The organism is Actinoplanes lutulentus (assembly GCF_003259845.1).
In the GTDB taxonomy this organism is placed as follows: domain Bacteria; phylum Actinomycetota; class Actinomycetes; order Mycobacteriales; family Micromonosporaceae; genus Actinoplanes; species Actinoplanes lutulentus.
Map to the genome: position 1 here is coordinate 385,789 of NZ_QLMJ01000005.1, position 13,304 is coordinate 399,092.

A 13,304-nucleotide genomic window follows, 5' to 3' on the forward strand; every position below is an offset into this window, starting at 1 on the left:
TGTTGCACAGGGTCCTCATATCTTGGACCGGTACGCCCACGACCGATAACCCGGGCATGCAAGCACTCAGCTCACTCAGCAGCCTCGCCTCGGGCGGCCGTCGCGACCCTGGTTGGCAGGTCCAGCTCCGCGTCGACTACGTCGTCAACCAGGTCTCGCTGACCCACCGCGGTCAGTCCGAGGACGTCATCAAGGACGCGATCCAGGAACAGCTCCGGGTTTACGGCGTCGTCCCCAACAAGCGCCAGGTCAGTAAGTACGCGCAGGCCATCTCGGCCCTGCCTCAGGTCCAACCGGCCAGCAGGTAAGCGTCATCGCGCCGGGAATCGAAGGATCCGGTCGTCGCCATCGCGCCGGTCGCCGCGGCCGTCGGTGTTCGATGTGGTCAGCCACAGCGAACCGTCGGGGGCCACGGCGGCCGTACGCAACCGCCCGTACTCGCCGGTGAGCTCGGCCTTGGTCGAGCCACCGCCGAGCGGGACCGTCCACAGCCGCTCACCGCGCAGTGCCGCCACGTACAGCGTGTCGCCGGCCACCGCCGCGCCGCTCGGTGAGGCCTCGTCGGTGGTCCACTGCACGAGCGGCTCGGCGAACCGGGAGTCGCCGCCCCGGCCCTCCACCTCCGGCCAGCCGTAGTTCCTACCCTTCTCGATCACGTTGACCTCGTCGTATTTGTTCTGCCCGAACTCGATCCCGTACATCCGGCCCTGGTCGTCCCAGGCCAGGCCCTGCACGTTGCGATGACCCAGCGTCCAGACCGGTGAGCCCTCCCACGGGTTGCCGGGCGCCGGGTCGCCGTCCGGGGTCAGCCGCAGGATCTTGCCGCTCGGGTCGTCCCGGTCCTGCGAGCGTGACTCCTCGCTCGCGTCGCCGGTGCCGGCGTAGAGCATCCCGTCCGGTCCGAAGGCGATCCGCCCACCGTTGTGCCGGCCGCCCTTCGTGATGCCGTCGAAGATCACTTCTGGCTGATCGTTTCCGGTCAGCTTGAAGCGCACGATCCGGTTGTCCTGATCGCCGGTGAAATAGGCGTAGACCCAGTCGTCCTTCACGGCCAGCCCCAGCAGCCCGCCCTCGCCGCCGGCGTCCACTCCCGGCACGGTGTAGACCTCGCGCGGCTCGCTGCCCGGCGTCACCTGGAGCACCCGCCCGCTGTCACGCTCGGCGACCAGCGCGCTGCCGTCGCTCAGAAACGCCAGGCCCCACGGCACGCCGATGCCGGTCGCGATGGTCTCCGGAGCCGACAGATCCAGATTTTTCCGTTCTTTTTGATTCGACGGCTGTGCTGTGGGCGAGACCGCCGAGACCGCTGGCACCGGCTGCACCGTCGGCGCCGGCCCCTCCCCGCCCTCCGAGCTGGAGCACGCCGTCAGCAGAGCGGCGCCGGTCGCCGCGAGGGCCAGGCGCGAGGTGCGGATCACATTCATCAGTCAACGTTGCCACGAACGTGCACGACTGGCCCGTCCCGCCCGCACCCGAAGACGATCTCAAGGCTGCTCAATCTAAGCTGAATGTAGCGATTTGCCGGATTAGGGCGGAGATGGGTTTTGCGAGCGGGACACCAAAGATCACTGCGGCCGGTCACGGCCGCGGTCCTCACCCTCACAACCCTCCTTCTGTACGCGCAACGCCCCGCCCACGCCGGCCCGGCACACACGGTGCCCCCGCCACAGCGGTACGACAACGCCGCCGTCATCCGCTGGGAACCGTGCCCGGAGGATGCCAAGGCCCAGTGCGGCACGATGCGGGTGCCCGCCGACTGGTCCCAGCCGTACGGCTCGTCGATCGAGCTCACGCTGGCCCGGCGACCGGCCGGCGACCCGGCCCGGCGGATCGGCGTACTCATGGTCAACCCGGGCGGACCCGGCGCCTCGGCCGTCAACCAGGCCCTGGACACCGAGTTCTTCGGCAGTGAGGTGGAACGCCGGTTCGACATCGTCGGCATCGACCCGCGCGGGGTCGGCCGCAGCGCGCCGATCCTCTGCTCCCAGGACCTGGTCGACGCGAAACCGTCGCCGCTGGCCGCGAACGAGACCGAGTTCGCCCGGCTCGGCACGTACAACCGGCGGCTCGCGAAGGACTGTGCGTCGCGCAGCGGCCCGGCCTTCCACCACGCCGGCACCGACAACGTGGCCCGCGACATGGACGCGGTCCGGGTCGCCCTCGGCGAGCAGAAGATCAGTTTCTACGGCGCCTCGTACGGGTCGCTGATCGGCCAGCTCTACGCCGAGCGATACCCCACCCGGCTGCGGGCGCTCGTGCTGGACAGCGTCATGGACCACAGCTCCGGCATCGAGGACTTCCTCGGCCGGACCGCGGAGTCGGCACAGGACTCGTTCGAGCAGTTCGTCGTCTGGTGCGGCCGGGACACCCAGTGCGCGCTGCACGGCCGCGACGTCAAGGCGATCTGGGCACGGCTGATGGAACGGGCGGCGGCCGGCACACTTAACGACCCGTACGACCCGCCCGCCAAGCTGCGGGTCTGGGAGCTGATTTCGGCGGCGTTCAGCGCGTTCTACGACCCGCAGTGGTTCTCGTTCGCCCATTACCTGAAAGAGGCGTACGAGCCCGCCCCGGCCGGCCGCCGTGCCCTGCCCGACCTGGACCTCACCCCGCACGCCTTCCCGGCCGTGATGTGCCGGGACTGGGCGCTGCCGGTCGGCGGCTGGTCCGGGTACCAGAAACTGCTCGCCGGAGCCGCCGCCAAGGCGCCGCAGATGCGGGCCTCGCCGCTGGCGCTCACCGCGGTCTCCGGCTGCGAGGGCTGGCCCGACCCGCCGTCCGATCCGCAGCACCCGATCCCGGCCTCCGACGTGCCGGTGCTGGTGGTCAACTCACGGCACGACCCGGCGACCGCGTACGCCTGGGCGAAGAACGTGGCCCGGCAACTCGGCCCGAAAACCCGGCTGGTCACCTACGACGGATGGGGTCACGTGGCGTACGGGCACAGCGATTGTGTGTCCGGCGCCGCCGACCGTTATCTGACCGCGCTGACCCTGCCGGCGACCGGAACCACCTGCCCGCCGGTCGAGCCGGTGCCCTACGGCGTCGGCTGAACCTGGTCTCTGCGGTTGTGCCGCGATGAGATCCCCGGTAGGCAGGGAATCGACAACCGACACTGTCCTGACTGGAGGGCCGATGCGGTTCCTGCCCGCGTTGACTGCGCTGTCCCTGACCACACTGGGAGTCGCGGTCGCGGCTCCACCGGCTTCGGCGGGCGGCGGAGCGGCCGCGCTCGGCCCCACTGCCAGCGGTTATGGCGGCGCGATCGCCACCGTGGACCCCACCGCCACCGCGGTCGGCCTCGACGTCCTGCGTCACGGCGGCAACGCGGTGGACGCCGCGATCGCCGCGGCGGCCACCCTAGGCGTCACCGAGCCGTTCTCGGCCGGAATCGGCGGTGGTGGATTCTTCGTCTACTACGACGCCAAGCGCCGCAGCGTCTCCACGATCGACGGGCGGGAGACCGGCCCGGCCACGATGACCGAGAAGTACTTCATCGACCCGGCCGACGGGTTGCCGTACGACTTCGCCGAGGCGCGGGTCAGCGGGCTCTCCGTCGGCGTGCCCGGCACCCTGGCGACGTGGGAGGCGGCAGCCCGCAAATGGGGGACCCGCTCGCTCGCGGCCGGCCTCAGGCCCGCCGCGGACGTGGCCTCGCGCGGATTCCCGGTCGACGCGACGTTCCGGCAGCAGGTCACCGACAACGCTGCAGCGTTCGGTCAGTTCGACTCGACCCGGGAGATCTACCTGCCCGGCGGGGCGCCGCCCGCGGTCGGCACGACGCTGCGGAACCCGGACCTCGCCGACACGTACCGGCTGATCGCGCGCAAGGGCACCGGCGAGTTCTATCGCGGTGCGATCGCCGACGATCTGGTCTCGACGGTGCAGGATCCGCCGGTCGCGGACGTGCCGACCGGTACCTGGGCGTACCCGATCCGGCCCGGTGAGCTGACCAAGGCCGACCTGGCCCGGTACCAGCTCCGCTTCCCGTCGCCGACCCGCTCCGACTACGAGAACCTGACCGTGTACGGCATGAACACCCCGTCGTCCGGCGGCATCGCGGTCAGCGAAGCGCTCAACATCATCGAGAAGGGCCTGCCGGCGTCGGCCACCGCGACGGACAAGCTGCACTACTACCTGGAGGCGTCGGCGCTGGCCTTCGCTGATCGGAATCGCCACGTGGGGGCGTACACATCGCAACAGGTCGTGAAGCAGCTGGTCTCCGACAGCTGGGCCGCGAAGCGGGCCTGCCAGATCGATCCGGCGAAGGCGTTGGTGAAGCCGGTGCCGCCGGGTGACCTGACCGCGTCCGGCTGCACGCCGGCGGCCGTCGGCGGACCGACCGAGCAGGGCCAGAGCACCACGAACCTGACCGTGGCCGACCGCTGGGGCAACATCGTCGAGTACACGTTCACCATCGAGCAGACCGGCGGCAACGCCATGGTCGTTCCCGGTCGCGGCTTCCTGCTGAACAACGAGCTGACCGACTTCAACTTCGCGCCCACCCAGGGCACCGCCGCCGACCCGAACCTGCCCGGCCCCGGCAAGCGCCCGCGCAGCTCGATGTCCCCGACGATCGTCCTGAAGGACGGCAAGCCGTTCCTCGCCCTCGGCTCACCGGGCGGCGCGACCATCATCACGACGGTGCTCCAGGTGCTGCTCAACCGCGTCGAACTCGGCATGACCCTGCCGGAGGCCATGGCGGCGCCGCGCGCCTCACAGCGCAACAGCGCGGGGATCCAGGCCGAGGCCGCTTTCCGTACGCTCCACGGCCCGGAGCTGATCGCCCGAGGCCACACCTTCGGCCCCGACGTGGCGGAGCTGGGCGCGGCAACAGCAATCGAGTTCACCCGCCGAGGCGGCTACATCGCCTCGGCCGAGCCCACCCGCCGAGGCGGCGGAGCGGCAGCAGTGGTCCACCCGAAGCGCTGACGATCGAAGCCGGCTAGCGCGGCCCAGCCGGGTGTGTCGAGTTCGGGTTCAGTACGCCCCCGAACTCGACACACACCCCGTGATCCGCCCGCCTGTGTCGATTTCGGGTCCGATACGCGCCTCAACTCGACACGTACCCCGTGTTTCGCCTGCGTGTGTCGCTTTCGGGTCCGATTCGCGCCTCAACTCGACACGCACCGGGCGAGCAGGGCGCCGGGCGAGCAGGGCGCTGGGCGAGCCGTGCGGTGGGCGAGCCGGCCGTCGCCGGGGCGAGCCGTAGCTCAGATAGGTCATCGGACTCGTATGAGGTGTCTGAGCTACGGCTGCTGGGCGCGACAGGACGGTGGCAGCGGCACACCGTGTGCGCTGGTTTGGGCTCGCGTAGCGGTGACGGCGGCACACCGTGTGCGCTGGGTTGGGTGGGTCAGCGGACCTCTAGTGGCAGGCGGATCAGGATTGTTGTTCCGGTGTCGCTGCCGGTCAGTTCCACGCTGCCCTGGTGTTTCTCGACCACCGCTCGGCTCAGCGTCAGGCCCAGGCCGCTTCCGGGGATCGCCCGGTCGTTGCCTCGGCTGGTGCGGTAGTGGCCGGTGAAGATCTGCTCTCGCTCGGCTCGGGGGACATCCGCCGCCGCGTCGGAGACGGACAGCTCGGCCGCTCGGCCGGTGCTGCGCAGCGAGATCGCCACGTGGCCGCCGTCGGGGCTGTAGCGGACCGCGCTGCCCAGCAGGTTCTGCACTATGTGGCGTAAGCGGTCCTTGTCGCCCGGCACGATCAGCTCGCCGGGCAGGTCGGTGTCGATGACGACCGGGGCGCCGTCGATGGCGCTGCGGGTTCGGTCCACCACGTCGCGAACCACGGCGGCCAGGTCGATCGGGGTACGGCGGACGTCCGCGTGGCCGGCGTCCAGAGCGGACAGTTCCAGCAGCTCGTTGATGATTTCGCGCAGCGCCGTGGTGTTGCGTTCGATGACCTTGATGAGGCGGGGGCCGTCGCGGACCAGGGTGGCCTCGTCCGCTTCGCCGAGCAGTTCGGTGTACGCGCTGATCGACGTGAGCGGAGTCCGCAGCTCGTGCCCGATCAGTGCCAGGTACTCGTCCTTGCTCCGGGTCAGCTGGCGCTGGAGGTCCTCGACCCGGCGGCGTTCGACGAACTGGCCGAGGTGCGCCGCTATTCCGGAGATCAGGGCCAGCAGCTCGTCCTCCGGGTCCTCGATCGTGTCGGCGAAAACGGTCAGTACGCCGATCGGGCCGGAGCCGTCGTGCACCGGGATGGCCAGCGCGGTGTGCAGCCCGCCCGCGGCGGTCTCCGGTGAGATGAGGCTCTGCGGCCGGCCCACGTCACGGATCCAGAGTGGCTTGTCGACCTGCCAGGCACGGCCGGCCAGGCCTTGGCCGTACGCGAGACGTTCCGGCACCGGGATGCCGGCCGGCAGACCGGGGGCGCTCCAGCGGGCGGCTGCCCGGACATCACCCTCGTCGACCAGCCACAACTCGGCGTGCACCCAGTCGAGGGCACCGACGATGGCTTCGAGGACCCGCGGCCCGGCTGCCTCGATGCTCGGTGCTTCGGCGAGGGCGGTCGTCACGGCCAGTTCACAGCTGCGGAAACTCTCGGCCCGGCGCTGCCGGGTCACGTCCTGGACGGCCTGGACCGCGCCGGTCACCCGGCCGTCGAGGCCGTGGATCGGCTGGGCGTCCATCACGTAGTGGTGGATGCGCCGGCTGCGGCCGTGCAGGGCCAGGTGCTCGTCGCGGATGACCTCGCCGCGCAGCGCCCGGACCAGGCCGAGGTCGTCGCGGGTGAGCGGGGTGCCGGTCGCGTCGGTGAGGCCGGGGACCGCCTCGGTGCCGAAGACGGTCTCGCCCCAGAGGCGGCGCATCCGCTCGTTGACGATCGCGATCCGGCCGGAGGCGTCGCAGGCGACCACTCCGTCGTGCAGGCTGTCCAGCACGGCGTCGAGGAACCGGTGCTGCTGCTCCAGCTCGTACCGGGCGATCTGTTCGCCGATCAGCAGGGTCGCCACCTCGGAGGCCTCGTTGACCGCGGCGATCTGGTCCGGCGTCCACGGGCGCGGCCGGTGGTCGTACGCGAAACACACACCGAGGACCTTGCCGGCCCGGTCGTGCACCGGGCAGCCGAGGTACGCGCCACCGCCGCGCCGGAGCAGTCCGTCCGGGATCCGCGGGTCGTCCTTGGCGTCCTCGACGATCAGGCTGGTGCCGGAGTTCACGACGAGGCCGCCGAGGGAGTCCTCCAGCGCGCTCTCGGTGACCACTTCCCAGTCGGCGGCGACACCCCAGCTGCCGTAGAGGCGCAGGGAGTCGTCCTCGACGAACTGGATGCAGGCGCTCGGCGCACCAGCGGCCCGGGCCACCAGGGCGGCGAGCTGGTCGGCGGAGCCGCTGGTCAGCACGCCCCGATGAAGGGCGAAGACGTCCCGGAACGAGCCGGCGCGACGAGGCGCGGCAGCCGCCGGCGGATGTCCATCACCGGCGGCTGTCCCCCCGTGAGGCCCGGCCGGGCGCGCGAGAGTCGCGGCTTCGGCCGTACTGGTCCTTGCGGACCGCCCGGCGTCGATGCCGGCGTCATCTCGGCGCATGGCTGACCTCCACCATCAAGGGTAGAGGTGCGAATCGGTTAAAAGGCGCAAAATGCCAGAGCTGGAGACGGGTGCCGTTGCGGCGTCCCGCCGCTGTGGGAACGGTCGTCCGGCGGATCGGCTTCGGCGGACGGCCCTGCTCACTCTTGAGCGCTCAGGTTCTCGCGTACCGTAAATCGCTGATAGGGCGACCGGCGTCGGCGCCGCGCTTCTCGAACTTGGTCTTGGGCCGCGCATGCGGCTCGGCGGTCGCCGGAAGGCGACGCAGACCGGGAGCGGCGTCGAGGGTCTCGGCCATCGACTCGGCGTATTCCGGCCAGTCCGTGGCGCAGTGCAGCACGCCGCCGGGACGCAGGCGGTCGCGCAGAAGCGCGACGTTCGACGGCTGGATCAGCCGCCGCTTGTGGTGCCGGGCCTTGGGCCAGGGGTCCGGGAAGAAGACGTGCACGGCGTCGAGCGACTGCTCATCGATGCGATGCACCAGCTCCATGGCGTCACCGTGCGCGACCCGGACGTTCGTCAGGTGCTGCTCACCGACGAGCGCCAGGAGGTTCCCGATGCCCGGAGTGTGCACCTCGACACCGAGAAAACCCCGGTCCGGATCTGCCGCGGCCATGGCCGCGGTCGCGTCACCCATGCCAAAACCAATTTCGAGTACGACCGGAGCAGGGCGGCCGAACAGTGCCGTGAGGTCGAGCCTGCTCCGATCGCCATCGACGACGGTAAGTCCGAATGTCGGCCAGAGCTCGGCGTGAGCGTCCGCATGGCGGGCACTCATCCGACCCCGGCGAGGGTGGAACGTGCGAATGGGCCGGATGTTCGTCTCAGTCATGGCGGCCCAAGTGTAAAGGCAGTTATCGGACCACCGGCTGGACGCTCGGCTGCTCGCCCGACTTGAACGGGGTGCGCAGGCCGGTCGCCAGGCCGACAACGGTGACCCAGGTGGTTCCGGCGTTCTGGCTGGTCACCACGGCGCGGGAGGCGTCGACGTAATCGAGCTCACGGTCCATCGCGTTGCCGATGGTCCGCTGCGCGCCGGTGATCGCGTCGTACTCGACCAGGTGAACCGGCTTGCTCTCGGTCGCGGTCTCACCCTCCTGGTACGCGGTGAAGGCCAGCTTTGCCCCGTCTGAACGCCAGCTCGGCACGACAGCGAAACCGCTGTTCTGCACGCCGCCACCGCCGAAGGCCGCCACGGTCTTCTCACCGCCGGTCTTCACGTCGCCGACGCTCAGGCAGGAGTCGTAGATCGACTCGCAGTTGCCGCCGCGGAACGCCAGCTGCACGCCGTCCGGGGACCAGGCCACCGCGTTGTCGCTCTTCAGCTCCTTGGCCACGCTCTTTGCCGCCTCGGTCTCGGCCGGCAGAGCTTCGGTACGGCAGTCCCGCGGGAAGAGGACCTTCTCCTTCTTCGTGCCGTCGGCCGGGATGCTGTACACACCCGGGCCGCCGTTGCAGGACAGCGAGGAGAACGCGATCCACTTGCCGTCCGGCGACCAGGACGGTCCGGCCGCCGGGCGGGTGGAGAGGCGGCGCTGGCCGGTGCCGTCCGCCTTCATGGTCCAGACCTGGCCCTTCTTCAGGAAGGCGATCTGCTTGCCGTTCGGCGACCAGCGCGGCCGGGCGTGCGAGCCGCCGGTGGTCAGGCGCTGCTCGGTGCTGCCCTTGCTGGCGTAGACGTCGCCGTTGCGGACGTACGCGACCATGCTCGGCAGCTGGCTGCTGGGCGCTGCCGCCTGCACCGTCGACGGGTTGCAGACCACGCAGCAGAAGCTCGCCGCCGCCGCGATCGCCACGTTGCCCGCTACCTGACCGAAGTTCTTCTTCATGGCCGAACGCCCCCCGAAGTTCTGCCTGCATTCCGCTTGCACCGGAAGCATCGTCGCAACCCGCGAGCTGCTGAGCGGGAACCACGCGGATACCGAAAAATCACATCTGATCGGGCGATGTGGTGATGGATGAACGGGTGGTGGGGGGCTCGCGCGGGGATGACCAGGCGGTTCGCAAGGTCAGCGCCGTTCCGCGCCCGGGGTCGTGAGTTGTCCGCGCGGGGCCGCGGGTTCTGCGCGCGGGGTCGCGAGTTCCGCGCCCGCGGGGCCGGGGGTTCCCCGCGCGGGGTCGCGACTTGTCCGCGCGGGTCGCGGGTTCTGCGCGCGGGGTCGCGAGTTCCCTGCGCGGGGCCGCGAGTTCCGCAGGCGCGGCTGTACGCCGCGGTCGCCGTAGGTGACAGCTGGCAGCCGTGGTGTGCAGCCACGGCCTGGCTGTACGTCATGGTTGTTCGGCTGGCGCTCGTGGTCGTGTTTGAGCCCTGTCGACGACCGCAAGCGCTGGCCGGTGGGGTGTGCCGGACTGGCAGGAGCTCCAGGTTGGCGGGCGCTTCGGGCCCGTGGGCGCTCTGGGTTGGCAGGGCGCTCTGGGTGGTTGGCGGGCGTTCCGGGCCGGCTGGCGCTCCGGGTTGGCCGTGTCGCCTGCTCGGTGGCGGGGCTGTCGCAGGCGAGCCGTAGCTCAGATATGTCATCGGACCCGGATAACACGTCTGGACTACGGCTCGCCGGCCTGAGCCGTAGCCCAGGACTGTTCTGGGGCTCTGATGACATGTCTGGGCTACGGCTCGCCCCGGCCGCTCCAAGATCTGCAACCCGCGACCCGTGCCCTCGTATCCGCATTTAACGGTCACCACCAACCGCCACCGCCACCACCAACCGCCACCACCAACCGCCACCGCCACCACCAACCGCCACCACCAACCGCCACCGCCACCGCCACCGCCACCGCCACCGCCACCGCCACCGCCACCGCCGACGTCGACGCCACCGTCGACGTTGCACGTGGCACGTGGCACGTGCTGGCCGGACACGCTCAGCTGGTGCTGGTGCTGGTGCTGGTGCTGGTGTAGAGCGAGATCACCGCACCAAGCAGCAACGCTCCACCAATGATCGTGGCCCCGCCCAGCGGTTCGTTGATCAACAGGACCGCGAGCAGTGCCGCCGTCAGTGGCTCCAGCAGCGTGACCACCACGGCGACACTGCCCGTGGTGCGTCGCAGGCCGGTGTAGAACAACGCGTACGCCAGGGCCGTGGTGATCGCTCCGGCGTAGAAGAGCAGGGCGAGCGAAGTCGTCGAGGGGGCGAAGACCAACCCCTGCGCCGCGGCGATCGGCAGCAGGGTGACCGCGCCGATCGCGCACGACAGTGTCGTCAGGATCAGCGGCTCCACGCCCTGGGTGGTGTGCCGGCTCAACGCGGTCGACGCGGCGTAGACGATGCCGGACCCGACCGCGGCGAGCAGCCCCAGGCCGGCGGCGGCCGTGCCGGTGTCGGCGGTGGCGCCGGCGATCAGGGCCAGCCCGGCGATCGCCGCCACCGAGGCGCCGAGCACACCGGTGCTCGGACGCTGCCGGGTGCGGGCGGTCTCCCAGGCGCTGAGCAGCACCGGGGCGATGCCGAGGCTGACCACGGTGGCGATGCTGACCCCGCCGAGGCGTACCGCGATGAAGTAGAGCGCCTGGTAGGACGCCAGGCCGGCGCCGGCCAGGGTGATCGCCAGGGGTGCGCTTCGATAGGCGGCGATGATCTGGCGCCGGGCGGGCAGGCCGAGCAGCAGCATCACGGCGGCGGCGAAGAGAAGCCGGTAGAAGCCGATCGCCACGGCTCCGAGGCCGGTGTCCTCGGCGACGACCTGGACGACGACGCCGGCGGTACCCCAGAGGATGCCGGCGGCGGACAGCTGTAAAAGGCTGAGACGGGATGAGAAAGACACGTGCGCTCCGATGAGGTGAGTCGGTCAGGGTTCGGCCGGCAGCGGAGCGCAGGGGAAATCAACCGGTCGAGCAGGACAGCTCGAACGGTGTGGCGCGCGCTCCGCTCAGGAGCGCGGCGGCCCGAGGTTGCCGAGGTCGAGGGACAGACTCACGGGTCGCAGGTTAGAACAAGGGCCCGCTGGATGGCGGGCCCTTGCTCAGTCAGTGGGACACCTCAGGCGGCGGTCGTCCCCCACATCGAGGTGAAGGCGGCTGCCTCGCCGGCCAGCCAGGCCTCGATGTGCGCGGGCTGGGCGGCCGTGTCGAGGCGGTGGGTGACGCCACGCCGGACGTCGACCAGGACCGGCTCGGCGTTGGGCAGGATCTGGTCCATGTGGCGGGCCATCAGGTGCAGCATCGCGGTCAGGGCCTCGGCGCTCGGCGGCGCCTCGTCGAAGTGCAGCCGGACGGCCTCGCGGTGACCGTCCTCGAAGCGCAGGCCGAAGTGCGGGTTGATCTTCACGGCGAGGGGGCCGACCGTGGCGATCGCGTCGCGGGTCTGCGCGAGGCTGACCTTTTCCGGATCGCCGAGGGACGTCAGATATTCCTGAGCGCCGGTCCGTAGCGTCGAGTAGAGGGGCTGCCACCGGTCTTTCACCAGGCCGACGACGCCGGCCAGGTAACTGCCGCCGGTGCGGAAGGCGATGTCGGTTTTCAGAGCCTTGACCAGCTGGCCGTGCGGGTTGAAGCCGGAGCGGCGCTCCCGCTGACGACGCAGGCCGCCGACGAACGTCGCCTTGGCGGGACCGGTGCGAGACACGTACCTCGTGAAGCCGAGCATCGTCGCATAAGGGGGGATCGTGGACAGGGTGGAGGTGGTCACGTGGTCTCCTCACTCGCGCTGATCTCCGGCAGAGAACGCCTGAAGATCAGCAGCTCAGGGCCCCTCTTTCGTACATACATACTAATCGACGGGTACGACATTCCCCAACGCGAAAGCGGCGGTGCTTCCGAAGAAACACCGCCGCTCAATAAGTCCGGAATGCCGGTTATTCGTCCCGGGCCTGTTCGGCCAGGAAGCGCTCCAGCTCGGCGCCGAGCTCCTCGGCCGTGGGCAGCGGCGTGTCGGTGTCGGCCAGCAGGTTGCCCTGGCGGCCGCGGATGAACGCGTCGTACTGCGCCTCCAGCGAGGTGACCAGCCGGCCCGCCTGCTCGTCGTCGGCGATCTGCTTGTCCACCTCTTCGCGGACCAGCTTGGCCGACTCGCGCAGCCCGCCGGTCGGCAGCGCCAGCCCGGTGCTCGCCGACACCGAGTCCAGCAGCAGCTCGGCGGCGGCCGGGTAACCGGTCTGCGCGAGGTAGTGCGGGACGTGTGCGGCGTACCCGAGAGCGTCGTGACCGCTCAGGCCGAGCCGGAACTCCAGGAGATTGCCGACGCTGGCCGGCACCTGGACCCGCTGCAGCCAGGACTCGTGGTCGCCGATCAGGCGCTTGTCGGTGGCATGGGCGGTGAGGCCGACCGGGCGGGTGTGCGGCACGGCCATCGGGATGGCGTTGAGGCCGACCGTGACGCTGACGTCCAGGTCCTCGATGAGCTCGGTGACCGCCGCGATGAACCGCTCCCACTGCAGGTCCGGCTCGGGGCCGGCGAGCAGCAGGAACTTGGTGCCGAGCTGGTCGGTCACCAGGTGCAGCGCGAGGTTCGGCTCCTCGTAGCTCTCGAAGTGGTCGGCCACGAAGATCATCGGGGGGCGTCGGGAGCGGTAGTCGAGGAGCTGATCCAGGTCGAACGTCGCGACGACTTCGCTTTCCAGGTGCTCCAGCATGTGGTCCCGGGACAACTGGATCGCGCTGCCGGCGTCGACGAACCCGGTGAGCGCCTGGAGGAGCACCGGGCTGTCCAGGACCGGAAGCTCACCGATCACCTCGTAGAGCCCGTGTGGGTCGAGCACGCTGCGGACCTCCTTGAGAGTGGATTTTCTTGCCAACACCGAAACCGGCTTGCACATTCCGGCATCACGAATTGTTACT

The 13,304-nt window shown here is 70.2% G+C and carries 11 protein-coding genes; 4 read left to right on the forward strand and 7 right to left on the reverse strand.

Annotated features, from left to right (window positions below; genetic code table 11):
* The first annotated feature begins 56 nt into the window (after positions 1–56).
* Positions 57–308 carry a hypothetical protein gene (locus tag B0I29_RS14530; RefSeq protein ID WP_111649471.1) on the forward strand — a complete coding sequence of 84 codons (252 nt, stop codon included), beginning with the start codon at positions 57–59 and terminating at the stop codon, positions 306–308.
* A 3-nt stretch (positions 309–311) separates the two neighbouring features.
* On the opposite strand, the gene B0I29_RS14535 is transcribed toward B0I29_RS14530, so the two are convergent.
* Positions 312–1,424, reverse strand: coding sequence for a PQQ-dependent sugar dehydrogenase (locus tag B0I29_RS14535; protein WP_111649472.1), 1,113 nt, complete (start codon positions 1,422–1,424; stop codon positions 312–314).
* Positions 1,425–1,655: 231 nt separating this feature from the next.
* Here B0I29_RS14535 and B0I29_RS14540 point away from each other — a divergent pair, with 231 nt between their 5' ends.
* Both B0I29_RS14540 and ggt read left to right on the forward strand, forming a co-directional pair.
* Positions 1,656–3,053 (forward strand): alpha/beta hydrolase, encoded by a 1,398-nt coding sequence (locus B0I29_RS14540; RefSeq protein WP_245972522.1) that lies wholly within the window; start codon positions 1,656–1,658, stop codon positions 3,051–3,053.
* A gap of 82 nt (positions 3,054–3,135) precedes the next feature.
* The gene (gene ggt, locus B0I29_RS14545) at positions 3,136–4,932 is read left to right on the forward strand and encodes a gamma-glutamyltransferase (RefSeq protein ID WP_111649474.1); all 1,797 of its coding nucleotides are present in this window, start codon (positions 3,136–3,138) and stop codon (positions 4,930–4,932) included.
* Between the two features lie 424 nt (positions 4,933–5,356).
* Here the strand turns inward: ggt and B0I29_RS14550 are convergent, their stop codons facing one another.
* The 3 genes from B0I29_RS14550 to B0I29_RS14560 form a co-directional block, all read right to left on the reverse strand.
* Positions 5,357–7,534 (reverse strand): sensor histidine kinase, encoded by a 2,178-nt coding sequence (locus tag B0I29_RS14550; RefSeq protein WP_111649475.1) that lies wholly within the window; start codon positions 7,532–7,534, stop codon positions 5,357–5,359.
* 154 nt (positions 7,535–7,688) lie between these two features.
* Positions 7,689–8,312, reverse strand: coding sequence for a tRNA (guanosine(46)-N7)-methyltransferase TrmB (gene trmB, locus B0I29_RS14555; protein ID WP_220091326.1), 624 nt, complete (start codon positions 8,310–8,312; stop codon positions 7,689–7,691).
* 76 nt (positions 8,313–8,388) lie between these two features.
* Positions 8,389–9,363 (reverse strand): TolB family protein, encoded by a 975-nt coding sequence (locus tag B0I29_RS14560; protein ID WP_111649477.1) that lies wholly within the window; start codon positions 9,361–9,363, stop codon positions 8,389–8,391.
* 761 nt (positions 9,364–10,124) lie between these two features.
* On the opposite strand from B0I29_RS14560, the gene B0I29_RS45735 reads away from it, so the two are divergent.
* Positions 10,125–10,430 (forward strand): hypothetical protein, encoded by a 306-nt coding sequence (locus B0I29_RS45735; RefSeq protein WP_181557825.1) that lies wholly within the window; start codon positions 10,125–10,127, stop codon positions 10,428–10,430.
* Here the strand turns inward: B0I29_RS45735 and B0I29_RS14570 are convergent.
* The 3 genes from B0I29_RS14570 to B0I29_RS14580 all read right to left on the reverse strand — a co-directional run bounded on the left by B0I29_RS14570 (position 10,394) and on the right by B0I29_RS14580 (position 13,225).
* The gene (locus B0I29_RS14570) at positions 10,394–11,293 is read right to left on the reverse strand and encodes a DMT family transporter (protein ID WP_245972523.1); all 900 of its coding nucleotides are present in this window, start codon (positions 11,291–11,293) and stop codon (positions 10,394–10,396) included. The two genes, B0I29_RS45735 and B0I29_RS14570, sit on opposite strands and share 37 nt — an antisense overlap.
* A 215-nt stretch (positions 11,294–11,508) precedes the next feature.
* Positions 11,509–12,114 carry a hypothetical protein gene (locus B0I29_RS14575; protein WP_181557821.1) on the reverse strand — a complete coding sequence of 202 codons (606 nt, stop codon included), beginning with the start codon at positions 12,112–12,114 and terminating at the stop codon, positions 11,509–11,511.
* A 208-nt stretch (positions 12,115–12,322) separates the two neighbouring features.
* The gene (locus tag B0I29_RS14580) at positions 12,323–13,225 is read right to left on the reverse strand and encodes a proteasome assembly chaperone family protein (RefSeq protein WP_111649642.1); all 903 of its coding nucleotides are present in this window, start codon (positions 13,223–13,225) and stop codon (positions 12,323–12,325) included.
* Positions 13,226–13,304 lie beyond the last annotated feature (79 nt).

Bases quoted from the DNA above. Each gene is read 5' to 3' on its own strand.
- B0I29_RS14530 (WP_111649471.1), top strand. From the start codon at position 57: ATGCAAGCACTCAGCTCACTCAGCAGCCTCGCCTCGGGCGGCCGTCGC.
- B0I29_RS14575 (WP_181557821.1), bottom strand. From the start codon at position 12,114: ATGCTCGGCTTCACGAGGTACGTGTCTCGCACCGGTCCCGCCAAGGCG.
- B0I29_RS14550 (WP_111649475.1), bottom strand. From the start codon at position 7,534: ATGCGCCGAGATGACGCCGGCATCGACGCCGGGCGGTCCGCAAGGACC.
- B0I29_RS14535 (WP_111649472.1), bottom strand. From the start codon at position 1,424: ATGAATGTGATCCGCACCTCGCGCCTGGCCCTCGCGGCGACCGGCGCC.
- ggt (WP_111649474.1), top strand. From the start codon at position 3,136: ATGCGGTTCCTGCCCGCGTTGACTGCGCTGTCCCTGACCACACTGGGA.
- B0I29_RS45735 (WP_181557825.1), top strand. From the start codon at position 10,125: ATGACATGTCTGGGCTACGGCTCGCCCCGGCCGCTCCAAGATCTGCAA.
- B0I29_RS14560 (WP_111649477.1), bottom strand. From the start codon at position 9,363: ATGAAGAAGAACTTCGGTCAGGTAGCGGGCAACGTGGCGATCGCGGCG.
- trmB (WP_220091326.1), bottom strand. From the start codon at position 8,312: ATGAGTGCCCGCCATGCGGACGCTCACGCCGAGCTCTGGCCGACATTC.